Below are 24137 nucleotides of genomic sequence, written 5' to 3'. Positions count from 1 at the left end.
GCCGTGGAATTCTTACGCAGCCACCTCCCGCTCGATGTCTGCATCGCCCGTACAGCGACGTCAATCCCGATCATGTCGTTCAGAACTCCGATGCTTTTGGTTAGCTCTTGCCGAGGCGACACGTCACTCGGGTACCACCAGCGCTTCGCCGACGCACTGCCCGAAGCGATCGTGGGCCGCACCGTCGACGTGCTGAACGTCGACCGCCTCGCCGGTCCGAGCGGGCGTTCAAAACCGAGCCAAGATCAAAGACCGGGCAGCCGCCTAACCCTAGGGGTGCTCGAGGTTCCCATCAGCGAAGGGGAGGCGCACCCCTGAGCTTTTCAGCTCGAGCTGGGCGAGCGCACGCATGACGATCACGTCACCGCGCCGCCATGCGGCCATCGCATCCGGATCAATCTTCGAGAGGGTCGAGATCTCCTGGGTGGCGAGGGCCCGCAGGGCTAGCAGGTCGATGCCCGTGCCGAACTTGACTGCCGCCTTGGCCTGCCCGGCCTTTCGCGCGAACCGGATGCGCGGGACGAGCCACAGCACGAGGATCATGATTATCGGCAGGGCGGCGATTCCGATGCCGAGGCCGGTGGCGAGCTGGTTGACGGCAATCTGCTGGCTCTGCCCCGCCGCCTCGAGCGCGCCACCTGCGCTGCTCGCTTCGTCGAAGGGCGCCCTGATCCCGCCGCCGATGAGCGGGATTCCGCCGAGAGTGTTGCCTACCTCTGTCATGGTTTCCGCGAAGCCCGCGCCCGCCTCCTCCATCTGCCCCCCGAACACGGCAAGATTCTCCACGAGCTCGTACACGGTGATGCCGAGCAACACCCACGCGCTTATCAGAACGAAGGCCAGCACGTCGCCGACGATCTGGCGGGTCCTGCGAGTGCCGAAGTCGGAGTACAAAGTCATATCCTCATGATGCCAGCGACGAGCAGGCGGGTCCGGTAGTCCGACAGTTTCACAGGTGCACCCGCCCGGGCGGGAGAGGGAACCTTCGAGCGACGTAGCCCCACGACCGTCCGCATCTTCCTCTACGAGCCAGCCCCCGGAAGTCTCCGAGGGCGTCCGCAGGGCGTCAGGTGAACACCGACCTCGACGACGTCGACGCGTCAGTTTCGTTCAGCATGTGTTTGGGCCATCCTGCTTCTTCCCCCTTGTAGAGGTGTTCGTCCCCAGCCGGGGTCATCCCCACAAGGGAAATGCGTTGCATTGTTGCGGTCGCCTCGCGGAGTAACTGTTGCCGATCGAGCTCTGACGTCGCGCGTTCGGCCGCGACCTTGAACGCGGCGGCTGCCTCGGTGTGGCGCCCGGCCCGCGCGAGCATGTCGCCGCGGGCTGCCGGCAAGAGATGCGAAGTTGAAAGTCGCGCATCAGCGTCGAGGCTATCGAGGATGTCGAGTGCGGTTGCCGGGCCCGTCGCCATTCCGACCGCGATGGCGCGGCTGAGGGCCACGACCGGTGACGGCGTCATCGGTACGAGTGCGTCGTAGAGCCGCACAATCTGACGCCAATCGGTGGCGTTGGGGGTCGCTGCGCGGGCGTGACAGGCCGCGATTTCTGCCTGGATCCGGTAGAACCCGCGATCGCTGCCCACGGTCAGCGGTGCGAGAAGCGTCAGGGCCTCGTCGATCGCTGACCGGTCCCACAGTGTTCGATCCTGATGCTCGAGAGTGAGCTGCTGCCCGTCGGCGCTGAGGCGTGCCGCACGGCGCGAGGACTGGAGCAGCATGAGCGAGAGGAGGCAACGTGCTTCGTCGGTGGAGGGCGCGAAACGAACCACAGTGCGTGCCATGCGGATCGCGGCATCTGCCAGATCGCTTCGGCTCACATCGCTGTATCCCTGATTGAACAGCAGGTAGAGCACTGCGAGTACCCCCTGGAGTCGCTCAGGGAGCAGATCCGCGGTGGGAATCCGATAGGGGATGCCGGCGTTCGTGATCTTCTGGCGCGCTCGCACAATGCGTTGGGCCATGGTGGATTCCTGCACGAAGAATGCGGACGCGATCTCTCCGGTTGTGAGTCCGGCAACCGCCCGCAAGGTCAAAGCGACCCGGTTCGGCAATGCGAGGGCAGGGTGGCAGCAGGTGAACAACAGCCGCAATTGCTCGTCGAGCAACACAGTCTCGTCGATCTCCGGAAGCTCATCCACGGGCGCTGCCAGATCGGCAATGTCACGCAGCTTCTCCCGTTCGACGACGGTGTGCCGCAGACGGTCGCGCGCTTTATTTCGGGCAACGGTGAACAGCCAGGCAGCCGGGCGGTCCGGGACGCCGCCGGACCGCCAAGCCACCAGTGCAGTCGCGAAGGCGTCCTGCACGCAATCCTCAGCCAGAGCCCAGTCGCCGGTCATGCCGACAAGCCTGCCGACGAGACCGCCCCATTCTGCGCGATGCAGTTCGTCGAGCACCGCACTCAGCGGGGATGATGTCAATCGAAAGGCCAGATCGGTCGCAGCTCAAGTCGACCGAATCGAGCCATCGGATGCTTCGACGCGACCTCGATCGCTTCGTCGAGATCTGCGCATTCGAGCACGTCGTAGCCGGCGATCCACTCCTTCGATTCGGTGAAGGGGCCATCGGTCACCAGCAACTCCCCGTTACGCACGCGAACCGTTGTGGCATCTTCGACCGGCCGCAGACGATTACCGTCGACCCACACGCCGCGCGCTCCGACCTCCTTGCCCCAGTCTTCAATTCGGTCGTCCTCAGCGGTATACGGTTCCCCCTCGGGGTCCGTTGCCACAAACATCACGTATCGCATCTGTTCTCCATTTCTTGACGGTACAGAGATACGACGTTCCAGTTCGAGTGAATTCGACATTCCGACGAAAGTTTTCTCAGTTCGAGCGCGAGTGCCGCCTAACTCCAATGGCGTTCCCGTGGAAGGATCTGCGGCATGGCGAGCGGCACTATCGGCGACCGTGAGGGGACCGTGGAGCTGATATCGATGTGGGTTGACCCGGAAGCGCGCGGCCTCAACGAACGACCGTTCAGCGGGCCACACCTTCGCCGCGGCGAACTAGCTGTCCGGCGTGGACGCTTTCTACGCGAACTGCCCCTACCTTGGGCCACCGGCCGCACATTGTGACAAGAGAGTACGACGCGACCCGCCCAGGCAGGAGAAGGGACCCTCGAGCGACGTGGCTCCCTGATTGTCCGCAACCCCCTAGGGAGAAACGAGCTGGTTCCCGGTCCCTCAGACCTTGAAGCGGAAGTCCACCGGGTGGCGGCACCGAAGAACATCTTGGATCCGCTTACGTCGGACCATTGGCGTGTGGTTCTTCGTTCGACGGCACCAAGCATGTTGCCATTCGAGAGGCATCAGGACGGAACGTCGAGACTGACAGGACCCGCTTCGTGCGGGCCGCCGCATTGCTCGGTTCCACCCACGCGCCGCCACTCGAGCGCGAAATCCCGTTCCGCGAGAACCTCGCCCCCGGCGGACACTGCACGAAGTGTGAGCATTTCTGGCGCCTGCATGTCCAGTGAGACTTTCCATGAGCGTTCATCCACGCGAGCGATGGAGTACAACAAAGGGCTGCTAGTGAGCACCGGCGACGAGGTCGCAGAATCCTGCGGGACCTCCGTGGCTAGTCGCAACCGCTCGTCAGAGCCTTGCTCAAGAGTTGCTGACGAAGTGCAGACCCCGTCTGCACACATCTCGAGTGCTGCAACCCGACCTGCGTTGCCACTCAATTCGACACTGACCGTGTTTGTCCACCCGATGGTGGTGCAGACTCCGGGAGTTGCGCACCCTGTAACCGTCAAGCTCACCAGCAGCACCGCGGCAAGGCCGAAGAAGCGAATTTTCCCCATACCGGCGAACGTAGCAGCAGCCGTGGGCAATCACGCCAAGTGAGGCGACCGTTCGCACAAAGACTTCAGTGCTGCTAGCGTCCAGCCTCAACCTCGTATTAAATCCCAGATGAAACGGTGTTATACGTTAAATCTAAACTCCACCACGTCGCCATCGGACATGACGTAGTCCTTGCCCTCCATGCGGGCCTTGCCCTTGGCACGGGCTTCGGCTACCGAACCTGTCTCGACGAGGTCGTGGAAAGAAATGATCTCGGCCTTAATGAAGCCACGCTCGAAGTCGGTGTGGATGACACCGGCCGCCTGCGGCGCCTTCGCGCCCTTCGGAATCGTCCAGGCGCGCGTCTCCTTGGGGCCAGCCGTGAGGTAGGTCTGCAGACCGAGCGTGTCGAAACCGATGCGGGCGAGTTGGTCGAGGCCTGACTCGGTCTGGCCGGTCGAAGCGAGAAGCTCAGCGGCGTCCTCGGCGTCGAGGTCGATGAGTTCGGATTCGAGTTTCGCGTCGAGGAAAATCGCCTGCGCCGGCGCGACGAGCGCAGCCAGTTCGGCGAGCTTCACGTCGTCCTGCAGCACACCCTCGTCGATGTTGAAGACGTAGATGAATGGTTTGGAGGTCAGGAGGCCGAGCTCGCGGATCGGTTCGAGGTCGAGGCCTGAGCTTGAGAGCGGCTTGCCGGTGTCGAGGTACGCCTTCGCGGCTACAGCGGTGGTCAGCACGCCCGGGTCCAGCTTCTTGCCCTTGACCTCTTTCTCGAAACGCGACTGCGCTTTCTCGAGGGTTTCCAGGTCGGCGAGGATCAGCTCGGTGTTGATGGTCTCCATGTCGCCGGCCGGATTCACGGCACCGTCGACGTGGACCACGTCCTCATCGGAGAATCCGCGAACGACCTGCGCGATGGCATCCGCTTCTCGGATGTTGGCGAGGAACTTGTTACCGAGCCCCTCCCCTTCGCTTGCGCCGCGCACAATACCGGCGATGTCGACGAACGACACCGCAGCAGGCATGATGCGTTCGCTGCCGAAGATCTCCGCCAGCACGGCGAGCCGCGAGTCGGGCAGGTTGACCACACCGATGTTCGGCTCGATCGTGGCAAACGGGTAGTTTGCCGCGAGCACCGAGTTCTTGGTGAGCGCGTTGAAGAGGGTTGACTTGCCGACGTTAGGGAGACCGACGATACCGATAGTTAGAGCCACGAGGGTCTATCGTACCGGGCCGACCTCTGAAGCCCCCGCGTCGAACCCGATCCCCGACCTGGGAGCGACCGCAATGGTGCGCATCGGACGGCTGGTCAGCCACACGCCGGCGATCACAAGGGCACCGCCGAGCACCTGCACGAGCGTGATCGGTGTTCCCATCGCGAGAGCCATGAGCGCCGTGAACACCGGCATGAGGTTGAGGTAGATCCCCGCCCGCCCGGCGCCGATCTTCTTCACCGAGATGTTCCATAGCATCAGGCTCAGCACCGATGGGAACAGCCCGATGTACAGCACACCCCACCAGCCGGCGCTGTCGAGGGTGATCGGGCCGCCGACAAGGAGCGTGATCGGGGCGAGCGCGACAGCGGCGAGAATCGATTGCAGCGCAGCGGATGTCACAGGCGCCGTCTTCAGGGTCCGTCCGAGAATCGTGTACACGGTCCAGACCATCACTGCGCCGAGCATCCACACACCGCCGACGTTGTACTGGGTGGTGAACACCTCGAGGAGCCTGCCGTTGGTGAGAATGAGCAGGACGCCGAAGAGCGAGGTGACCAGTCCGAGGATGCTGGTGCGTCGAATCCGTTCCCGGATGAGCACGGCGGCGATCACAGCGATCAGCACTGGGTTGGTGGCCCCGACCAGCGCGGCGTCCAGCGCCGTGGTGTGCGCGAGTGCCTGGTAGCTGAAGAGGCAGAAGGCGATGAGGCCGAGGGCTGCCTGCAGCAGGTGCATCGGCCACTCGCGAAGCGCTGCTCGCCAGTCCGGTTTCTCGATCAGCGCAGCGAGCACGAGCAGAAACGGTGCCGCGATCGCCCAGCGGATCGCTGTGAGCTGGAGCGGGCTGATGCCGCCGACGACGAGGTTCCCGACGACGTAGTTGCCGGACCAGAACAGGTTCGCCAGCACGAGGAACAGGTACACGCGCCACGAAGCCATTGCTCGATCGTATCGAGTTCTGCGGCTCATACCTTGCCGCCTGATGCGGGGATGCGGGTGATTCGTGCCCGGGTCCTGTCGGGGGTCGGGTCCACACTGGGAGCATGGACCCTCTCCTGACCCTACTGCTCGGAGTTTTGCTCGGCGCACTGCTCGGAGCGCTCGCAACTGTCGTTCTCGTGCGCCGTCGGCAGCCGGCAGCGGATGCCATCAGCCCGGTCGTCGAGGCACGCCACGAGGCCGAGCTGGCGCGGGTCCGCGCGACGGAGGCGGAGCGGCACGCCCAGCTCGCCGAGCTGCTGGCCCGAGCTGAGACACGCGCCGATGCGCTTCAGGATCGGATCGACGCTCAGCGCGACCAGTACCAGGACCTCGTCGAGCGGCACCGCCGCGAACGCGAAGAAGAGACCGAGCGCGCCCGATCCGAGAGCCGTGTGCTGCAGGCACTGGCTCCGGTGCGCGAGAGCCTGCAGGAGATGCAGCAGAAGGTCACCGAACTCGAAACGCAGCGCAGCAGGCAGCACGGCGAGCTCGCACAGCAGTTACGGAGCGCAACCGAATCAGAGGAAAGGCTCCGTTCGACGGCTGAATCGCTGGCGGCCGCCCTCAACAACAACTCGACCCGCGGCGTGTGGGGCGAGACCCAGCTGCGCAGCGTGGTCGAAGCGGCCGGACTTCTGGAACGGGTGAACTTCGACGTGCAGTCGAGCATCAGCTCCGACAGCGGCGCAGGGCGCCCGGACATGGTCGTTTACCTCCCCGGCGGCAAGAGCATCGCCGTCGATGCCAAGGTTCCGTTCAACTCGTACATTCAGGCAAGCGCCATCCCCCTGACGGCATCCGAACCCGAACTGGCCCGTCGAGCCCAGCTGATGAAGGACCACGTCAAGGCCGTTCGTGACCACATCGTCAAGCTCGGCAGCAAAACGTACTGGGACGGCCTCGACGCCAGCCCCGAGATGGTCATCGCGTTCATCCCGAGTGAGTCGCTGGTGTCGAGCGCGCTGGAGGCGGACCCCACCATCATGGAGTTCGCGTTCAGCAAGCGTGTTGCGCTCTCCTCCCCCGTGACACTGTGGTCGGTGCTGAAAACTGTGGCGTTCAGTTGGCAGCAGGATGTGGTCTCACAGGAGGCCAAGACCCTCTTCGATCTCAGTCGTGAACTGTACGGCCGGCTCGCTACCATGGCCGGGCACATCGACAAGCTCGGCCGGTCGGTGAAGGCGACAGTCACGGACTACAACCGCTTCGTGGGTTCTCTCGAACGGCAGGTGCTGCCGTCAGCGCGCAAGCTCAACGTGCTCGACGAGTCCAAGACCATCCCGGCGCTGGTTCCGCTCGAAGACAGTGCGCGCGACCTGGCGGCGGTCGAGCTGGTCGCCGAGCTGGAGCAAGGCGGCGTGTCGGCCCGCGGTGGCCTTGCAGCGGAAAGCTCCGTTCCCCAGCACGTTCGCAACCGCGCGGATGCAGATCTGCAGTTGCCGCACGGGTGAGCGACGAGCGGTAGGGGCAACCACCCCCGATCGCTTCTCTTGCGGTAGCTGCGACATCGGGATCAATGTTTTTGATGTTTTTTTTTTAAGAATTGCGGGTGGTGAACGCCGCACCCGATGCATCCTCCCTCGCCGCGGCGCGCAAGCTTGCGCATCCAGGGCCGTGGTCCGACACGGGCAGCAACGACGTCCTGGTCTGGGGCAAGTGCCAGGGCAGCGGGAAGACCCCGTACCAGGTGAGCGTGGATATTGCTGCCCCCGCCTATCGCTGCTCTTGCCCTAGCCGCAAGTTCCCCTGCAAGCATGCTCTCGCCCTGCTTCTGCTCTGGTCCCGCGGCGAAGCTGCCGACGCCGGCACAGAGACGGCCGGGTTCGCCCAGGAATGGGCGTCCCAGCGGACGGATCGCACCACTTCTCGCGTACAACGCCAGACTGGGCAGCCGGTCGACGCGCAGGCTCAGGCCAGGCGGCTGGCTGACCGAATGGCTCTCATGGACGCGGGAGTCGACGACTTCGCCCGCTGGCTGAGCGATCTGGTGCGGACCGGCCTCGCTGCGGCTCGCTCCCAACCGTATGCGTGGTGGGACGGCGTGGCGGCACGCCTGGTGGATGCGCAGCTTCCCGGCCTGGCTGAGCAGGTGCGGGCGATGGGTTCAGACGTGCATGCGCGAACTGATTGGGCCGATCACCTCCTTCTGGTGGCGGGGCGCTGGTGGGCCGTCACCCGTGCCTGGCGCTCCCGAGACGCGTTGAACCCGACCGAAAGTGCCGACCTCCGCGCAACCGTCGGCTGGGCAGTGCCCACAGCGGACGTCGAGGGAACCGAGGCGCTGCCGGGTCCGTGGCTCGTCCTCGGCGCCCACCGCAGCGACGACGGGCGGCTCCAGCAGCAGCGGACCTGGCTCCGCGGGAACGATGGGACCGTCGTTGTCGTGCTCGACTTCGCTGCCCAGAGCGCGGCACTGGCAACACCGCAACTGGCGGGCGCGACGTTGGACGCCACCGTCGCGCGGTATCCCGGTTCCGAACCCCGACGGGCGATGTTCACCAGTGCTGTGCGACCGGGAGGCACGGCAACCAGCCTGGGGAAAGGCGGCAGCATCTCAGACGCGTTGCAGGCAGCATCCGCGGCCGTTGCCCTATCGCCGTGGCGCAGCCGCTTCCCGGTGCTGCTCGACGGCGTGCGCGTCTTTCCCGGCGACGGTGGCTGGGTGCAGGACGGCACCGGGAACGCCCTCCCGTTGATCGACGCAGCCCTGGACTCGCTGCTGGCCCTGACCGGTGGTCATCCGGTGGACATCTTCGGCGAGCTGGAGGAAGGCCGCATCCGGCCGCTGTCGGCCGTCATCGGTGAAACCGTGGTCACTCCATGACCTGGCTGGACGATCTCCGAACGGCGGCGCTCGTCGGCACCGCCCGGCACCCGGCGCCGCCCGCCCCCACCGATCTGGGTGTCCGCCCGCCCGAGGGTCTGACAGGCGAAGCACTGCTGCTGGGTCAGGCGGCTCTGGCCGACGCGGTGACCCGGGCCGCTCGGGCTGCCCGCGTACTGGATGCTGCGGCTTTCCTGGAGCCGGCGCCGCCGGACGATGCCCCCGAAGCCACCGGTGAGGCCTCCCGGCTTTTGGGTCTTCTGCTGACCCAGCCACCGGTCGGGCGGGAGCTGCGCAGCCACCTCGTCGTCGATTGGCTCCGGTTCGCCGGACGCGCCGGACAGCGGGTCCCACACCGACTCCTCCCCGCGCTGCTCGACCTGGCCGACAGCAAGCCCGACGTCGCGAAGGTCCTGCATCCGGCAATCGGCACGCGCGGCCTCTGGCTCCAGAATCTCAGAGCCGATGGCTCCGGTTCCCCTCCCCCGACGGCATTCACGTGGGCGGACTTGACGAGCCGTGACGCCACGACGCAGCTCGAACTCCTCCGCGCCAGTGATCCCGGTGCAGCGCGGGAGCATCTGGAAACGCACTGGGATACCCTCGGCGCCCGTGAGCGTGCGGCGCATCTCGGCACATTCGCCATCAACCTCGGGAAGAGCGATGAGGACCTGCTGGAGAGGGCCCTGGACGACAAGGCGAGGAGCGTACGGCAGGTCGCCTGCAACCTCCTGGATCGGCTGCCCGCGAGCGCCAGGGCCGGACGTATGGCCTCCCGGTTGCGTCCGCTGCTGCGCGTCAAGGGCGTGCTGCGCAAAGAGTTCGAGATCGACCTCCCGCCTGAACCGGATGTGGCTGCCGTGCGGGACGGGATCCCGCCGACCCCGGCGAGCGGTGCGCCCGACCGGCTCCGGCAGCTCGACGCTATCGTCCGCGGCGCCCCTCTCGACGTGTGGACGGCTGTCTCCGGCCGCAGCCCGGTTGCAACGCTGCCGCTGCTCAAAGGCGAGAACCGCGTCCTCGAGGACATCTTCGCCACCGCCGAGCAGCGGGCCGACCTCGAGTGGGTGCGGGCACTGCTCACCGTCGTGACCGACCTGCGGCTGCTGCATTGCCTGCCCGTGCCCGAACGCGAGGACCGGCTCAGGAAGCACCTTGATAGCGCGGCCGTGCACCCGACCTCGCTGACCCCACCGCTCTCCGACCTGCCACGCCCATGGGGACCTGCCCTGGCCGCCGCGGTGCTCGAGCAGATTTCTGCTCCAGGCGGCGGCTACCTTGCTGCCCTCCTGGCCAACGTCCTTCCGACGGCGTTGCCGCCCGCTGCAACCGAACAGGCCCGACTCTTGCTGGATCGTCCCGACGACGAGGCGGAACGGCGCCGAGTGCTGCGCGATGCCGTGCAATACCAATCATTCCGACGATCCCTGACGGAAGCTTTTTCATGACCGATACCCATAACAACACCGACGTTCTTCGCGCCCATGCCGAGACCGCGTACGCCGACGAGCTCGTCGCGCTGACCGCAGTGGACGACCGGCCCCGGCCGCCCAACTGGCGGCTCTCCCCGTGGGCGGTGACGGCCTACATCCTCGGGGGAACACTGCCGAACGGAGTCCAGCTCGCTCCGAAATACCTGGGATCGGAGCGGCTTGTCGAGATCGCCGTGGCCTCGCTGGCCACGGACCGGGCCCTCTTGCTGCTCGGCGTGCCTGGCACTGCGAAGACCTGGCTCGGCGAGCACCTTGCCGCGGCGATTTCGGGCTCATCCACCCTCGTGGTGCAGGGCACCGCCGGTACACCGGAAGAGGCGCTGCGCTACGGATGGAACTACGCGCGGCTTCTGGCCGACGGGCCATCCCGTGCGGCCATGGTGCCTGGGCCGGTGATGCGCGCGATGGAGACCGGCAGTCTGGTGCGCGTGGAAGAACTCACCAGGATTCCGTCCGATGTGCAGGATTCCTTGATCACCATCCTCAGCGAGAAGACGCTGCCGATTCCCGAACTCAACGAAGAAGTACAGGCGCGCAAGGGCTTCAACGTCATCGCGACGGCCAACAACCGGGACAAGGGCGTCAACGACCTCTCCTCGGCATTGCGCCGACGCTTCAACACCGTGGTGCTGCCGCTCCCGGACAGCATCGAACAGGAGGTCGAAATCGTCACGACCCGGGTCCGCAGCCTCGGCACGGCTTTGGAGCTTCCCGCCGACCTGGCGGCGCTTTCTGAAATCCGCCGGGTGGTCACGATCATGCGCGAGCTCCGGGCCGGAGTCACTCAGGACCAGCGCACCACCCTCAAATCCCCCTCAGCAACCCTTTCCACTGCTGAAGCGATTTCGGTGATGACGAACGGGTTGTCCCTGGCCGCCCACTTCGGTGATGGGACCGTTCGGGCCCCGGACGTGGCGGCCAGCCTGGTGGGGGCAGTGGTCAAGGATCCGGTGCAGGACCGGGTGATCTGGCAGGAGTACCTGGAAACCGTGGTGCGAAACCGGCCCGAGTGGAGAGACCTTTACCGGGCCTGCCGCGACCTCGAGTCCACTCACTGACAGATGACAGACGTCCACGTCCTGGGGATCCGGCATCACGGCCCCGGCTCGGCACATTCCGTCGCCGAGGCATTGGCGACCCTCCGGCCGGATCTGGTGCTGGTTGAAGGCCCCCCGGAACTCGACCAGGTTCTCCCCCTCCTCTCCGACCCGGGAATGCTGCCACCGGTCGCCGGGCTGATTTATGCGGCGGATGAGCCCCGGCGGGCTTCCTTCTACCCGATGGCCAGCTTCTCGCCGGAGTGGGTCGCCATTCGCTGGGCGCTGTCCACCGGCACGCCGGTGCGGGCGATCGATCTGCCCGCGACGCACACCATCGGACTCGACGTGGCCGCCGCGCCGCCATCATCCCCAGGCGGGGAGCACAGGGACATCGACGGCGGTGAACGTCCGGTCCCGCCCGAGCAGCCCTACCGTCCCGACGCAATCGGCATGCTGGCCGCGGCCGCCGGGTACACCGACCCCGAACGCTGGTGGGAGGACGCCGTCGAGCACAGGAACACCGACCCTGTTGACCGGTTCTCGGCGTTGACCGAGGCCATCGCCGCGATCCGCGCGGCCGACGACAGGCCAGCGGACGACGCCAACGTCATCGAAAACAACCGACGGGAAGCCGCGATGCGGCGGCTGATCCGGGCCGCCATCCGCGAAGGACACGCGCGAATCGCCGTGGTGTGCGGTGCCTACCACGCCCCCGCCCTGGTGCCCGCCGGCTTCCCACCGGTGTCTGCCGACAACGCCGTGCTCGCCGGCCTGCCCAAAGCGCGGGTCGCCGTCACCTGGGTGCCGTGGACGTCTGACCGGCTCAGCAGACGCAGCGGGTACGGCGCGGGAGTTTCGGCGCCGGGCTGGTACCAGCACCTCTTCACGCACTGGATGGCGCAGGATCCGGCCACGGATGTGTCGACGACCTGGCTGGTACGGGTAGCCCACGCCCTGCGCCGGGAGAACCTTGACGCATCACCGGCCTCCGTGGTTGAAGCCAGCCGGCTGGCGAACGCTCTGGCCGCCGTCCGTGGACGGCCCAGCCCGGGCCTGGCAGAACTGGACGACGCCGCACAGGCCGTGCTCTGCGACGGTTCTGCGCTGCCTCTGGCTCTGGTGCACCGCGAACTCACCATCGGACTCGAGCTTGGGAACGTGCCGGATTCTGCGCCAACCCTTCCGCTGGCTGCCGATCTCGCCGCCATCCAGCGAAAGTTGCGGTGGAAACCCAGCGCCGTCCAAGAGGTTCTGACCCATGACCTGCGCAAGCCGAATCAGCTGGCCCGGTCCGTCCTGTTGCACCGGCTCGCACTCCTCGGAGTCGAGTGGGGCGTGCAGGCCGAAACCGGCCGGACGACGGGCACTTTCAAGGAGGTGTGGACGCTGCAGTGGGAGCCGGAACTGGCTCTCGCCGTGGTCGAGGCCAGCCGCTACGGCACCACGGTTTCCTCGGCTGCCGCGGCCTTCGTATCGGAGCGGGCGCAGGAGACCAGCAGCCTGACGGAACTCAGCGGGCTCCTGGCTCGCTGTCTGCTTGCCGATCTGCCTGACGGCATCGGCGGCGTGGTGTCTGTCCTCGCCGAACGCACCGCCCTGCAGCAGGACGTCCCGCCGCTGCTGGAAACCATTGAGCCCCTGGCCAGAACCTGCCGCTACGGCAACGTGCGCGGGGTCGACGTCACAGGGGTGCGGGAGATCCTGGACACAACGGTTGTGCGCGCGTGCGTCGGGCTGCCCGTCGCCTGTGCAGGGCTGGACGATGAAGCGGCGGATGCGATGCGGCGCGCCGTCGACACGGCCCAGCAGGGTCTGTCGCTGCTGCCCGACCTGCCGCTCGACGACTGGCACCGGGCGCTCGCCGCCGTCGCCGGTTCGGACCGGATCCACGGCACGGTGGCGGGCCGGGCGACGAGGCTGCTCCTCGACGCGGGTCTGGTCGACGCGAACGACGTCGCTGCAACATTGAGCCGCCGGCTCTCGATCGCCACACCGGCCCGGGAGTCCGCCGCCTGGCTGGACGGCCTCCTCTCCGGCGACGCCTCCCTGCTGGTTCACGATCGGAGACTGCTGACGATCGTCGACGATTGGGTGGCCGGCGTCGACGACGAAATCTTCGACGACGTCCTGCCGCTCCTGCGAAGGACCTTTTCAGCTTTCAGCGGGCCCGAGCGCCGGGAGATCGGTGAGCAGGTGAGCCGAACCGGCGGGGTCGCTCGCCCAACCAGCCAGCCCACGCTCGACCTGGCGGCCGCGGGTCCGGCGATCCGCACGATGGCCCGGTACCTCGGATGGGAGGCGATCGCGTGACGGATGCAGACCGCGAAGGTGGTGACTTCCGGGGCCGGCTGGGCCGCTGGCGTCTGGTGCTCGGTGGGGGTGGGACCGACGGCATCACCACAGCGGGCGGCGAAAGCGTGGACCTGTCCCCCGCTGATGCCCGCCGCGACCAGGCCCTGGATGAGTTGTACGGCGCTCAAAAGAACGGCCGGGGCGGCCTCGGCGCGTCGAGTCCGCGGGTGGCCCGCTGGCTCGGGGACATCCGTGGCTATTTCCCCACCAGCGTCGTGCAGGTGATGCAGGCGGACGCCATGGACCGACTCGGCCTGCGGCAGTTGCTCCTCGAGCCGGAGATGCTGCGCAGTGTGCAGCCCGACGTCGGTCTGGTCAGCACTCTGATCGGCCTGGGCCGGGTAATCCCGGAACATTCCCGTGAGACCGCCAGGGCAGTCATCCGCCAGGTGACCGATGAACTCGTAGAGCGCCTGCGTGCCAGAACGGTCCAGGCTGTATCCGGGGCGCTCAACCGGGCAGCGCGGACCCGACGGCCGCGGCACCGGGACATTGACTGGAACAGGACGATCGCCGCGAACCTCAAGCACTACCAACCCGAGTACCGGACGATCGTGCCGGAGCGACTGGTGGGCCATGCCCGGCGCAGCACCGAGATCCAGCGTGAAATCATCCTGTGCATCGATCAGTCAGGGTCGATGGCCGAGTCCGTCGTTTATTCCAGCATATTCGGGGCGGTGCTCAGCTCGCTGCGCTCGGTGCGCACTCGGCTGGTGGTCTTCGACACCGAGGTCGTTGACCTGACCGACGAGCTGGACGATCCGGTTGATGTGCTGTTTGGCGTACAACTAGGCGGCGGCACGGATATCAACCGAGCCCTCGCGTACTGCCAGAACCAGATCAGCCAGCCGACCGAGACGATCCTGGTGTTGATCAGCGACCTCTACGAGGGCGGGATCGCCGAGGAGATGCTGCGGCGGGCCTCCACGATCGTCGGCTCGGGAACCACCATGATCGCGCTCCTGGCCTTGAGCGACAGCGGCCATCCGTCGTTCGATTCGAACCACGCTGCGGCCCTCGCAGGGGTCGGTGTCCCGGCCTTCGCCTGCACGCCCGACCTGTTCCCGGATTTGATGGCCGCCGCCATCGAACGCCGCGACGTGGGCGAATGGGCCGCCTCCCACGACATCCCCACAAGCCACGAGGCGTAGCGGCAGGGCTCAGCGCACGAGCGAGCCGCCTAGAGCCACTTGGCGGCGAGGTGGTCCGCTCCGATACGGCGGATGGTGCCGGACTTCGACCGCAGCACAACGCTCTGCGTCCGGATGATCGGGCCCATCCGGCGCACGCCGTCGACGAGGCCGCCGTCGGTCACACCCGTTGCAACGAAAAACGTGTTGTCGCTGTTGACGAGTTCATGGGCCTCGTAGACGTAATCCATCTTGAGGCCGGCATCGATGCCTTTTTGACGTTCGACGTCGTCCTTCGGGGCCATGATGCCTTGGATGAGTCCGCCGAGCGCCCTCACGGCGCACGCGGTCACGATTCCTTCGGGGCTGCCGCCGATGCCGACGCACATGTCGATCCGGGTTTCGTAACGAGCGGCGTTGATGCCACCGGCCACATCGCCGTCCAGCATCAGCCGCGTTCCAGCACCGGCCGCACGTACGTCATCGATCAGCTGCGCGTGGCGGGGGCGGTCGAGAATCGCGATCGTCATATCGCCGACGCTCTTCCCCTTGGCCTTCGCGAGCGCACGGATGTTCTCACCGATCGGCTTGCGGATGTCGACGACACCGATGCCCTCGGGGCCGGTGACGATCTTGTCCATGTAGAAAACGCTGGATGCGTCGAGCATCGTTCCGCGGTCAGACACCGCGATCACCGAAAGGGCGTTCTGCCGACCGGCAGCGGTGAGGCTCGTGCCGTCGATCGGGTCGACGGCGATGTCGCAGGCGGGGCCGCGACCGTTGCCGACTCGCTCACCGTTGTACAGCATGGGTGCTTCGTCCTTCTCTCCCTCACCGATCACGACGACGCCATCGAAGTTCACCGTGCCGAGGAACGCCCGCATCGCATCGACCGCGGCGCCGTCGGCGGCAAGTTTGTCGCCCCGGCCGATGTATGGCGTGGCGCGAATCGCGGCGGCCTCGGTCGCCCGCACCAGCTCGAGGGCGAGGTTACGATCCGGGTGGGTGAGAAGTGAAGAGTTGTCTGGGGTCACGATGGTCCTTAATCGGAAACGTCTGCGGTTGCGATGGCGGGTTCGCTGGGACCCGTCCAGCCTATCGGCGGTGGAACGTCCGGGCCATTTTCCGTGAACGGATGCGCGCCAACCCGGGCCTCGCGACGCCTGCCGGGGTGCCGGCGCTTCCTACCGGGCGGATCGCGCGGTCGTGCGCCGCAGCACGATCCCTGGACCGGCGCTCCACGACGAGGTGACGACATGGGGACCATCGATGCGGACGCCGGGCAGGACCCGGCCGGCCTCGATCCGGCAGTCGGTGATGGCGGTGAGGAAAAGCCAGGCGTCACCCGAGCACAGGTCGGCGAGGGTGAGGATGCGGTCCGTGTCGAAACCGGCCAGCCGCACCCGTCCCGCCTCTTTACGGCGCTGCGGCGCGAGGCGGGCCTGCATGTGGCCCCCGAGGGCACGAACGGCCGCGGCGGTGAGGATTCCCTCCGGCGCTCCCCCGATTCCCACGAGGACGTCGATGGCGGTGCCGGGCTGGGCGGCCAGCAGGCAGCGTTCAACATCTCCGTCGGCGAAGAGATCCACCTGCGCACCGGCGGCGCGCGCAGCCGAGACGAACAGAGCGTTCCGCGGCCGGTCCTGCACAGCAATGACAAGGTCCGACACCGCAGTACCGCGTGCTTCGGCCAGCCGCTGCAGGTTCTCGGCCAGCGGCGCGGCGAGGTCAAGCGACGCACCCGAGGCATCCGTGACCAGCTTCTCCATGTAGTGAGCCGGCCCGATGTCATAGAGGGTGCCGCGCGCAGCCACAGCGAGTACCGCGACCGATCCGGGCAGGTTCTCGGCGGCCAGCCGGGTGCCGTCCACCGGGTCGACGGCGATGTCGACAGCCGGCCCGCTACCGGTGCCGAACCGCTCCCCGAGGTGAAGCATGGGGGCTTCGTCCTTCTCCCCTTCACCGACCAGTACGAGCCCGTCGACCTGGATGCCTGCCAGCGCGTCCCGCAGGGCGACGACGGCGACGCGGTCCACCTCGTGTTTGTCCCCCGAGCCGAGGAGATCCACGGTGGCGAGGGCCGCGATCCGGGTGGCGCGGGCGAAACCCTCGAGAACGTCGGCGGGAAGGCTGGGTGAAGTCACCGTTCCATCCTGCCTTGTCGCCGAGACTCTGCCGTTCAGGGGGCGCTCGCTACACTGATTGGCGAAGACATCCATCTCGTCAAGGAGAAGCTATGCCCGTCGCAACCCCAGAGCAGTACGCAGAAATGCTCGACACCGCAAAGGCGAAGGGTTTCGCCTATCCCGCATTCAATGTGTCGAGCTCTCAGACCATCAACGCCGTGCTGCAGGGGCTGACCGAGGCCGGCTCAGACGGGATCATCCAGGTCACCACGGGTGGAGCGGACTACTTCGCCGGCCACACCGTGAAGAACCGCGCAGCAGGCGCGATCGCCTTTGCGAAGTTCGCCACCGAGGTTGCGAAGAATTATCCCGTCACCGTCGCGCTCCACACCGACCACTGCCCGAAGGACGCCCTCGACGGCTTCGTGATGCCGCTGATCGCCGCCTCCGAAGAAGAAGTCAAGGCCGGCCGTAACCCGCTCTTCCAGTCGCACATGTGGGACGGATCGGCAGTTCCGCTCGACGAGAACCTCGAAATCGCGAAGGACATGATTCAGCGCACCCGCGCGATCAACGCCATCCTCGAGGTCGAGATCGGCGTCGTCGGAGGCGAGGAAGACGGTGTCAGCCACGACATCAACGAGCACCTGTACACGACGCTGGACGACGCGATCGCCACGGTCGAAGCACTCGGTCTCGGCGACAACGGCCGTTACATGGCCGCACTGACCTTCGGCAACGTGCACGGCGTGTACAAGCCGGGCAACGTGAAGCTCAAGCCGGAACTCCTCAAGGAAATCCAGGACGGCATCGCCGCGAAGTACGGCACCGCCGCGAAGCCGCTCGACCTCGTCTTCCACGGCGGATCCGGCTCCACCGACGCCGAGATCGCCGAGGCCGTCGCGAACGGTGTCATCAAGATGAACATCGACACCGACACGCAGTACGCGTACACCCGCGCCATCTCCGACTACATGCTCAAGAATTACGACGGCGTGCTCAAGGTCGACGGTGAAGTCGGCAACAAGAAGCTCTACGACCCCCGCGCCTGGGGCAAGGTGGCCGAGTCCGCCATGGCTGCCCGCGTGGTGGAGTCGACCCGCCAGCTCGGCTCAGCCGGACACTCGCGCGGCTGACCGGACTGCAGACTGAAAGACGGATGCCCCGACCAGTGCGGTCGGGGCATCCGTTTGCGTTGCGGCGCGAACAGCGGAGCGTCAGTTCACCCGGTTCACGTAGTCGGAGAAAGCCGGGTCTCCTGCCATGGCGAACGCGATGCAGGCGAACACAGCGATGTTGCCGATGACGCCGAAGACGAGCGGGATCCACCAGGCGATTCGGCCCCGGCGGAGGGCGCGGAGGGACAGCCACAGAGCGAATCCCCAGAGCGCCGCCGAGATGAGAAGGGCGGTCCACCCGAGCGCCGAGCCGAGGGCGGTCGAGGTGTAGTCCCCGAGATCGAGCTGGGCGAAGGCGGTGTCGATCGACTTCGGCAGGTCGATAAGGGCAGGCAACGACAGCAGAATCGTCATCAGTCCGATCCCGAGCAGCATCATCGTTGCCACGCGGTCAGCGGTCGCCCGCTTCGCCGGGACCTGGGCCGTCCGCCCGCCCTGAACGCTGATATGGCTGCTCGGAGACTCCTGGGACGCGACAGGCATCGACTCGCTGTCGTCGAGCGGGACCTTGATCGCCTTCTGCTGTTCCTCGGGTGTGGCGTATTCACCGAATTGCGGGCGCGGCCGCTGAATGTCGCTCATGGTCGGTTCCTTCCGCCGAGTGCCCGTTTGTCCTTGGCACCCTTCAGGTTGGTGCGGAGCTCCTTGGGCAGGGAGAACATCAGGTCTTCCTCTGCTGTCTTCACTTCCTCGACGTCGCGGTAGCCGGCAGAGGCGAGGCTCTCGAGGACCTCGGTTACGAGAACCTCAGGAACGGATGCGCCACTGGTCACGCCGACGGTCTCGACGCCGTCGACCCACTCCTGCTTGATCTCGCTCGCGTAGTCCACCCGGTAGGCGGCCTTGGCGCCGTATTCGAGGGCCACCTCGACGAGGCGAACCGAGTTGGACGAGTTCGCCGAACCGACGACAATCACGAGGTCGGCGTCCTGCGCGACCTTCTTGATTGCGACCTGGCGGTTCTGGGTGGCGTAGCAGATGTCATCGCTTGGGGGGTCCTGCAGGTTGGGGAACCGCGCCCGAAGCCGACGAACCGTTTCCATCGTTTCGTCGACGCTGAGCGTCGTCTGCGACAGCCAGACCACCTTGTTCGGGTCCTTGACCTGCACGGTGTCGGCTTCGTCGGGGCTGCCGACAAGCGTCGTGTGCTCGGGGGCTTCACCGGCGGTGCCCTCGACTTCTTCGTGGCCTTCGTGGCCGATGAGGAGGATTTCGAAGTCGTCACGGGCGAAGCGCACGGCTTCGCGGTGAACCTTGGTCACCAGGGGGCAGGTGGCGTCGATGGCCTGCAGCCCGCGGTCGGAGGCCGCATTCACCACGGCGGGCGAAACTCCGTGGGCGCTGAAGACGATGTGTGACCCCTCAGGCACCTCGTCGACCTCTTCCACAAAGATCGCTCCCTTGCTCTCGAGCTCAGACACGACGTGGATGTTGTGGACGATCTGCTTGCGCACATAGACCGGCGAACCGTAGTGCTCCAAAGCTTTCTCGACGGCGATGACGGCACGGTCAACACCGGCGCAGTAGCCACGGGGCGCAGCTAGCAGCACCCGCTTATGTCCGACCACCGGGGTATCCTTGAGCCTCGAACGCACGCCGGGGATTCTCGGCATGGGCAGGCTGATTGTTGCGTCACTCACGTGTCAATTCTAGGCCGCTGGCTCTGTGCGCAGGCTGGACGACCATAAGGAGCGACAACGGATGCCGGATTCACCCGCCACAGCAGAGAATCCGTGGCCTGTTGGACTGCTCGGCGTCAAGATCCGTGACTACATCGACCGCCTCGGCTCGGTCTGGGTCGAAGGGGAACTCGCCCAGTGGGGAACCTCCGCCGGGAATGTTTACGGCAAGCTCAAGGACCTCAACCAGGACGCCACGGTGAGTTTCACCATCTGGTCATCGGTGAAGGCACGCATCCCCGCTGATCTCAAGCACGGCGACCGTGTCGTTGCGCTTCTCAAACCCAACTACTGGGTCAAGGGCGGCACCCTGACGATGCAGGTTCTGCAGATGAAGCACGTCGGCCTCGGCGACCTGCTCGAGCGGCTCGAACGACTCCGCACCCAGCTTGCGAGCGAGGGCCTGTTCGACCTCTCGCGCAAAAAGAGACTGCCGTTTCTCCCCCACTGCATCGGGCTCGTCACCGGCAAGGACTCCGACGCCGAGAAGGATGTTCTCCGAAACGCCCAGCTGCGCTGGCCGGCGGTCGACTTCCGCATCGTCCACGCCGCGGTGCAGGGCGACCGCACCGTCCCCGAGGTCATCTCGGCGATTCAACGACTCGACGCCGACCCTGCCGTCGACGTGATCATCGTCGCGAGAGGCGGCGGGGACTTCCAGAACCTCCTGGGCTTCAGCGACGAGCGGCTGGTCCGCGCCGCCGCTGCCTGCACCACCCCTCTCGTCAGCGCCATCGGCCACGAGGCGGACCGGCCGCTCCTCGACGACGTCGCCGACCTGCGCGCTTCCACGCCGACGGATGCCGCCAAGCGCGTGGTCCCGGATGTCACGGAGGAGCTGCACCGCGTCCATCAGGCCAGAGCACGGCTCGGCACCCGGCTCGCCACCTACCTCCACACCGAGACAGCTCGCATCGGGCAGCTGCGTTCCCGGCCGGCCCTTGCCTCGGCCTCGTGGATCGTCGACACCCGAGCGGAAGAGCTGACGCGGTACGTCGCCCGCGGCACCGAACTGGTCGAGCGCATCCTTGAACGCTCCACCCGCGAGATCGGCGATCTGCGTTCACACCTTCGGGCCCTGTCGCCGCAACGCACCCTCGATCGCGGTTACGCGATCGCCCAGGGCCTCGACGGTCACGTCATCCGCTCCGCACCTGATGCCCCCGCCGGCACCCCGTTCACCCTCACTCTCGCGGCCGGCCGAATCGCAGCGCACTCCGACGGCTCGACGGGTGAGGCGTTCGCCGACCCCAGATAGGATTGGACCATGCCAGAAACCCGCGAGGTCTCCACCCTCAGCTACGAAGACGCTCGGGATGAACTCATTCGCGTCGTCTCCGAACTCGAGCAGGGGGCACCGACCCTTGAGCAGTCGCTCGCCCTGTGGGAGCGCGGCGAAGCTCTCGCCCGGCGCTGCGAGGACTGGCTCATCGGAGCGAAGGCCCGGCTTGATGCCGCGCGCGCAGCCACCCAGTCGAGCGAGGCGCAGCTAGCCGAATGAGCTCCCCCCGTCGCCAGCCGCGAGTCGTCGCCGAGCTCGGCCGCCCCGAAACTCCCGAGGAGTCGGCCGAGCGCAAGGCCGAGAGCTCCCGCAACTACCGCAGACGCAAGACGGTCAACAACCTCGTCTACTCGTTGCTCGTCTGCGTCGGTCTCGTTCTGATCATCGCCCTGGCCGTGCCCCGTGCCGACAACTCGCTCGTGCCCGAGGTCGACTACGGTGCCGTGGCCACCCAGGCCCAGACTTCCTCGGAACACACCCTCGCGAACCCGGAGCTGCCCGGCAGCTGGAGTTCGAACCGGGCAGAGACCGACAAGACCGGAGGAGTGTCCTCCTGGAACATCGGTCTGATCACACCGTCGAAGGAATACATCGGCATCGCGCAGGGCTTCGACGCCAACGAAACCTGGGTCTCCCAGCAGCTGCGCCAGACCACAGCTTCGTCGACGGTCACCGTGGACGGCGTGGAGTGGACGGTTTACGACAATCGCGAGCGTGAGGACGTCGGCAACATGGAATACGCCCTGACGAGTGAGGCCGGTGCGTCGACCTTCATCGTGTTCGGAACGGGGTCCGATGAGGAGTTCCGCACCGTCGCATCCGCCCTCGCCGACCAGGTGCTGGCCAACCGAACGAACAGGAGCAACTGATGCCAACATCACGCCCGAGCAAGGCATGGTCGGTGATGATGCGCGGAAACGCGCGATTCGTCTCCGGCGAGCCACTGCATCCGCGCCAGGACGTCGAACGCCGTGAGTCGCTCGCCCTCAAGCAGCAGCCCGACGTCGTCCTGTTCGGGTGCTCCGATTCCCGCCTCGCGGCAGAGATCATCTTCGACAAGGGCCTCGGCGACCTGTTCGTCGTTCGGAACGCCGGCCAGGTCATCTCCGACTCGGTCGTCGGCTCGCTCGAGTACGCCGTCGGCGTCCTGCATGTTCCGCTCATCGTCGTGCTCGGCCACGACCAGTGCGGCGCCGTCCGGGCAGCGATCGATTCGCTCGCTCCGGATGCCACCCCGCTGCCTCCCCACATCGACAACCTGATCCAGCAAATCGCTCCAGCGGTGAGACGCGTGGCGAAGGCTCGTGCGGTTCATCCGTGGGAAGCCGACCCGTTCGAAGTCGGCCGGGAACATCTCCGCGACACGGTTGCCGAACTCCTGGAGCGGTCGGAGATGATCAGCGACGCCGTCGCGGCCGGCATTCTCGGTATCGTCGGAGCGAACTACAAACTTCTTGAGGGCACCGCCGTGCCCGACATCATCATCGGAAATCTCGAAACCACGACCACCGGCGCAATGTAGCGCCATCACACCAGGAGAAGACAAACCGTGTCAGAAGAACCCTCGTACCGCATCGAACACGACACGATGGGTGAGGTCCGCGTCCCGACCTCCGCGCTGTACAGCGCCCAGACCCAGCGCGCCGTGGAAAACTTCCCGATCTCCGGTGCCGGGCTCGAGTCGGCGCAGATCGCGGCCCTCGCGAGGATCAAGAAGGCAGCGGCTGCCGCAAACGCGCAACTCGGTGTGCTCGACGCCACCATCGCCGAGGCGATCGGCGGCGCCGCCGACGAGGTCATCGCTGGGCGCCACGACAAGCAGTTCCCGATCGATGTCTACCAGACCGGTTCAGGTACGTCCTCGAACATGAACATGAACGAAGTTCTGGCGAGCCTCGCATCCGCCCGCCTGGGTTCACCCGTCCACCCGAACGACCACGTGAACTGCTCCCAGTCCTCGAACGACGTGTTCCCCACCTCCGTGCACATCGCGGTGACGAGCGCCCTCATCGACGACCTGATCCCCGCTCTCGACCACCTCGCCGTGGCCCTTGAAGCGAAAGCGGAGCTGTGGAAAAGTGCCGTGAAGTCCGGTCGCACCCACCTGATGGATGCCACGCCCGTCACCCTGGGGCAGGAATTCGGCGGCTACGCCCGCCAGGTCCGCCTCGGAATCGAGCGGGTCCGGTCGGCTCTCCCCCGGGTTGCCGAGGTGCCACTCGGCGGCACCGCCGTCGGTACCGGCATCAACACCCCGTCCGGCTTCCCGCAGCTCGTCATCCAGCTGCTGGTGGAGGACACCGAACTTCCGATCACCGAGGCAGCCGACCACTTCGAGGCGCAGGCCAACCGGGACGGCCTGGTCGAGGCATCCGGTGCGCTGCGCACGATCGCGGTGAGCCTCACGAAGATCTGCAACGACCTGCGCTGGATGGGTTCCGGCCCGAACACCGGCCTGGGCGAACTGCACATCCCCGACCTGCAGCCCGGATCTTCCATCATGCCCGGCAAGGTCAACCCGGTGATCCCAGAGGCTGTGCTCATGGTCTGCTCGCGGGTCATCGGCAATGACGCAACGATCGCCTGGGGCGGAGCATCCGGTTCGTTCGAACTCAACGTCCAGATCCCCGTGATGGGCACCGCACTGCTGGAGTCGATCCGCTTGCTCTCGAACGCCTCCCGCGTGCTCGCAGACAAAACCATCGACGGCCTCGAAGCCAACCTGGAGCGGGCAGCTGCCCTGGCCGGGATGTCACCGTCGATCGTCACCCCGCTCAACAAGATCATCGGCTACGAGAAAGCCGCAAAGATCGCCAAGCACGCCGTTGCTGAAGGAATCACCGTGCGGGAAGCCGTTGTGAGCCTCGGCTTCGTCGAACGCGGAGATCTCACCGAAGAGCAGCTCGACAGCGCGCTCGACCTGCTCTCGATGACCCACCCGGGCTAGTCCCGGAGCTGTCACGACAATGCCGGGTCCTGCGGGGCGCCGGCCCCCGCCTGCCCCGTTGGGGGGGTACCACCGGGCGTGGACCCCGCGCGTGTTTTAGGC

General features: G+C 66.4%; 21 protein-coding genes. 12 read left to right on the top strand and 9 right to left on the bottom strand.

What is annotated here, in order from left to right; all coding sequences use genetic code 11:
- Positions 1-270: 270 nt before the first annotated feature.
- From ACLQ62_RS10445 to ACLQ62_RS10425, 5 genes are all read right to left on the bottom strand, one after another.
- A complete protein-coding gene (locus ACLQ62_RS10445; RefSeq protein WP_411721572.1) occupies positions 271-900 on the bottom strand; it encodes a hypothetical protein in 630 nt (209 codons plus the stop codon).
- A gap of 166 nt (positions 901-1066) precedes the next feature.
- Entirely contained in the window at positions 1067-2422 is a 1356-nt protein-coding gene (locus ACLQ62_RS10440; RefSeq protein WP_411721571.1) for an RNA polymerase sigma factor, read from the bottom strand.
- Complete coding sequence (locus ACLQ62_RS10435; RefSeq protein WP_411721570.1) at positions 2419-2751, bottom strand: YciI family protein; 333 nt, start codon at positions 2749-2751, stop codon at positions 2419-2421. The genes ACLQ62_RS10440 and ACLQ62_RS10435 overlap by 4 nt, the downstream gene beginning before the upstream one ends.
- Positions 2752-3926: 1175 nt before the next feature.
- Positions 3927-5000, bottom strand: coding sequence for a redox-regulated ATPase YchF (ychF, locus tag ACLQ62_RS10430; protein ID WP_411721569.1), 1074 nt, complete (start codon positions 4998-5000; stop codon positions 3927-3929).
- 6 nt (positions 5001-5006) lie between these two features.
- Positions 5007-5942: a DMT family transporter gene (locus tag ACLQ62_RS10425; RefSeq protein ID WP_411721568.1), complete on the bottom strand. Its 936-nt coding sequence runs from the start codon at positions 5940-5942 to the stop codon at positions 5007-5009.
- Positions 5943-6046: 104 nt separating this feature from the next.
- On the opposite strand from ACLQ62_RS10425, the gene rmuC reads away from it, so the two are divergent.
- The 6 genes from rmuC (at position 6047) to ACLQ62_RS10395 (ending at position 14844) form a co-directional block, all read left to right on the top strand.
- Positions 6047-7435, top strand: coding sequence for a DNA recombination protein RmuC (rmuC, locus tag ACLQ62_RS10420; RefSeq protein ID WP_411721567.1), 1389 nt, complete (start codon positions 6047-6049; stop codon positions 7433-7435).
- A 101-nt stretch (positions 7436-7536) separates the two neighbouring features.
- A complete protein-coding gene (locus ACLQ62_RS10415) occupies positions 7537-8808 on the top strand; it encodes an SWIM zinc finger family protein (protein ID WP_411721566.1) in 1272 nt (423 codons plus the stop codon).
- Positions 8805-10256, top strand: coding sequence for a DUF5691 domain-containing protein (locus ACLQ62_RS10410; protein WP_411721565.1), 1452 nt, complete (start codon positions 8805-8807; stop codon positions 10254-10256). The genes ACLQ62_RS10415 and ACLQ62_RS10410 overlap by 4 nt, the downstream gene beginning before the upstream one ends.
- On the top strand, positions 10253-11359 hold the full coding sequence (locus ACLQ62_RS10405) for an ATP-binding protein (protein WP_411721564.1): 1107 nt from the start codon (positions 10253-10255) through the stop codon (positions 11357-11359). The genes ACLQ62_RS10410 and ACLQ62_RS10405 overlap by 4 nt, the downstream gene beginning before the upstream one ends.
- A gap of 3 nt (positions 11360-11362) precedes the next feature.
- On the top strand, positions 11363-13651 hold the full coding sequence (locus ACLQ62_RS10400; protein WP_411721563.1) for a DUF5682 family protein: 2289 nt from the start codon (positions 11363-11365) through the stop codon (positions 13649-13651).
- Entirely contained in the window at positions 13648-14844 is a 1197-nt protein-coding gene (locus ACLQ62_RS10395; RefSeq protein WP_411721562.1) for a VWA domain-containing protein, read from the top strand. Before ACLQ62_RS10400 ends, ACLQ62_RS10395 begins: the two co-directional genes overlap by 4 nt.
- 29 nt (positions 14845-14873) lie before the next feature.
- Here the strand turns inward: ACLQ62_RS10395 and glpX are convergent, their stop codons facing one another.
- Both glpX and ACLQ62_RS10385 read right to left on the bottom strand, forming a co-directional pair.
- Complete coding sequence (glpX, locus tag ACLQ62_RS10390) at positions 14874-15857, bottom strand: class II fructose-bisphosphatase (RefSeq protein ID WP_411721561.1); 984 nt, start codon at positions 15855-15857, stop codon at positions 14874-14876.
- Positions 15858-16007: 150 nt separating this feature from the next.
- Positions 16008-16967 (bottom strand): fructose-bisphosphatase class II family protein, encoded by a 960-nt coding sequence (locus ACLQ62_RS10385; protein ID WP_411721560.1) that lies wholly within the window; start codon positions 16965-16967, stop codon positions 16008-16010.
- Between the two features lie 92 nt (positions 16968-17059).
- On the opposite strand from ACLQ62_RS10385, the gene fbaA reads away from it, so the two are divergent.
- On the top strand, positions 17060-18085 hold the full coding sequence (gene fbaA / locus ACLQ62_RS10380) for a class II fructose-bisphosphate aldolase (protein WP_411721559.1): 1026 nt from the start codon (positions 17060-17062) through the stop codon (positions 18083-18085).
- A gap of 81 nt (positions 18086-18166) precedes the next feature.
- On the opposite strand, the gene ACLQ62_RS10375 is transcribed toward fbaA, so the two are convergent.
- Positions 18167-18709: a DUF6264 family protein gene (locus tag ACLQ62_RS10375; RefSeq protein WP_411721558.1), complete on the bottom strand. Its 543-nt coding sequence runs from the start codon at positions 18707-18709 to the stop codon at positions 18167-18169.
- On the bottom strand, positions 18706-19740 hold the full coding sequence (locus ACLQ62_RS10370) for a 4-hydroxy-3-methylbut-2-enyl diphosphate reductase (RefSeq protein WP_411721584.1): 1035 nt from the start codon (positions 19738-19740) through the stop codon (positions 18706-18708). Before ACLQ62_RS10370 ends, ACLQ62_RS10375 begins: the two co-directional genes overlap by 4 nt.
- 88 nt (positions 19741-19828) lie before the next feature.
- Here ACLQ62_RS10370 and xseA point away from each other — a divergent pair, with 88 nt between their 5' ends.
- From xseA to ACLQ62_RS10345, 5 genes are read left to right on the top strand one after another with little or no spacing between them, the layout of a single operon-like run.
- Positions 19829-21064 (top strand): exodeoxyribonuclease VII large subunit, encoded by a 1236-nt coding sequence (gene xseA / locus ACLQ62_RS10365; protein WP_411721557.1) that lies wholly within the window; start codon positions 19829-19831, stop codon positions 21062-21064.
- Positions 21065-21073: 9 nt separating this feature from the next.
- Positions 21074-21307: an exodeoxyribonuclease VII small subunit gene (locus ACLQ62_RS10360; RefSeq protein WP_411721556.1), complete on the top strand. Its 234-nt coding sequence runs from the start codon at positions 21074-21076 to the stop codon at positions 21305-21307.
- Positions 21304-21957, top strand: a complete 654-nt coding sequence (locus ACLQ62_RS10355; RefSeq protein ID WP_411721555.1) for a DUF4245 domain-containing protein — start codon at positions 21304-21306, stop codon at positions 21955-21957. Before ACLQ62_RS10360 ends, ACLQ62_RS10355 begins: the two co-directional genes overlap by 4 nt.
- Entirely contained in the window at positions 21957-22610 is a 654-nt protein-coding gene (locus ACLQ62_RS10350; protein ID WP_411721554.1) for a carbonic anhydrase, read from the top strand. Before ACLQ62_RS10355 ends, ACLQ62_RS10350 begins: the two co-directional genes overlap by 1 nt.
- Before the next feature lie 27 nt (positions 22611-22637).
- Positions 22638-24035 (top strand): class II fumarate hydratase, encoded by a 1398-nt coding sequence (locus tag ACLQ62_RS10345; RefSeq protein WP_411721553.1) that lies wholly within the window; start codon positions 22638-22640, stop codon positions 24033-24035.
- Positions 24036-24137: the final 102 nt, after the last annotated feature.

The organism is Mycetocola sp., from assembly GCF_046716805.1.
GTDB lineage: Bacteria > Actinomycetota > Actinomycetes > Actinomycetales > Microbacteriaceae > Mycetocola_A.
This window is presented reverse-complemented; position numbering and strand designations above follow the sequence as displayed.

Excerpts from the sequence above, each read along its gene's own strand:
- ACLQ62_RS10445 (WP_411721572.1), bottom strand. The coding sequence starts at position 900 with ATGACTTTGTACTCCGACTTCGGCACTCGCAGGACCCGCCAGATCGTC.
- ACLQ62_RS10435 (WP_411721570.1), bottom strand. The coding sequence starts at position 2,751 with ATGCGATACGTGATGTTTGTGGCAACGGACCCCGAGGGGGAACCGTAT.
- ACLQ62_RS10425 (WP_411721568.1), bottom strand. The coding sequence starts at position 5,942 with ATGGCTTCGTGGCGCGTGTACCTGTTCCTCGTGCTGGCGAACCTGTTC.
- rmuC (WP_411721567.1), top strand. The coding sequence starts at position 6,047 with ATGGACCCTCTCCTGACCCTACTGCTCGGAGTTTTGCTCGGCGCACTG.
- ACLQ62_RS10410 (WP_411721565.1), top strand. The coding sequence starts at position 8,805 with ATGACCTGGCTGGACGATCTCCGAACGGCGGCGCTCGTCGGCACCGCC.
- ACLQ62_RS10405 (WP_411721564.1), top strand. The coding sequence starts at position 10,253 with ATGACCGATACCCATAACAACACCGACGTTCTTCGCGCCCATGCCGAG.
- ACLQ62_RS10400 (WP_411721563.1), top strand. The coding sequence starts at position 11,363 with ATGACAGACGTCCACGTCCTGGGGATCCGGCATCACGGCCCCGGCTCG.
- fbaA (WP_411721559.1), top strand. The coding sequence starts at position 17,060 with ATGCCCGTCGCAACCCCAGAGCAGTACGCAGAAATGCTCGACACCGCA.
- ACLQ62_RS10375 (WP_411721558.1), bottom strand. The coding sequence starts at position 18,709 with ATGAGCGACATTCAGCGGCCGCGCCCGCAATTCGGTGAATACGCCACA.
- ACLQ62_RS10370 (WP_411721584.1), bottom strand. The coding sequence starts at position 19,740 with ATGCCGAGAATCCCCGGCGTGCGTTCGAGGCTCAAGGATACCCCGGTG.
- xseA (WP_411721557.1), top strand. The coding sequence starts at position 19,829 with ATGCCGGATTCACCCGCCACAGCAGAGAATCCGTGGCCTGTTGGACTG.
- ACLQ62_RS10360 (WP_411721556.1), top strand. The coding sequence starts at position 21,074 with ATGCCAGAAACCCGCGAGGTCTCCACCCTCAGCTACGAAGACGCTCGG.
- ACLQ62_RS10355 (WP_411721555.1), top strand. The coding sequence starts at position 21,304 with ATGAGCTCCCCCCGTCGCCAGCCGCGAGTCGTCGCCGAGCTCGGCCGC.
- ACLQ62_RS10350 (WP_411721554.1), top strand. The coding sequence starts at position 21,957 with ATGCCAACATCACGCCCGAGCAAGGCATGGTCGGTGATGATGCGCGGA.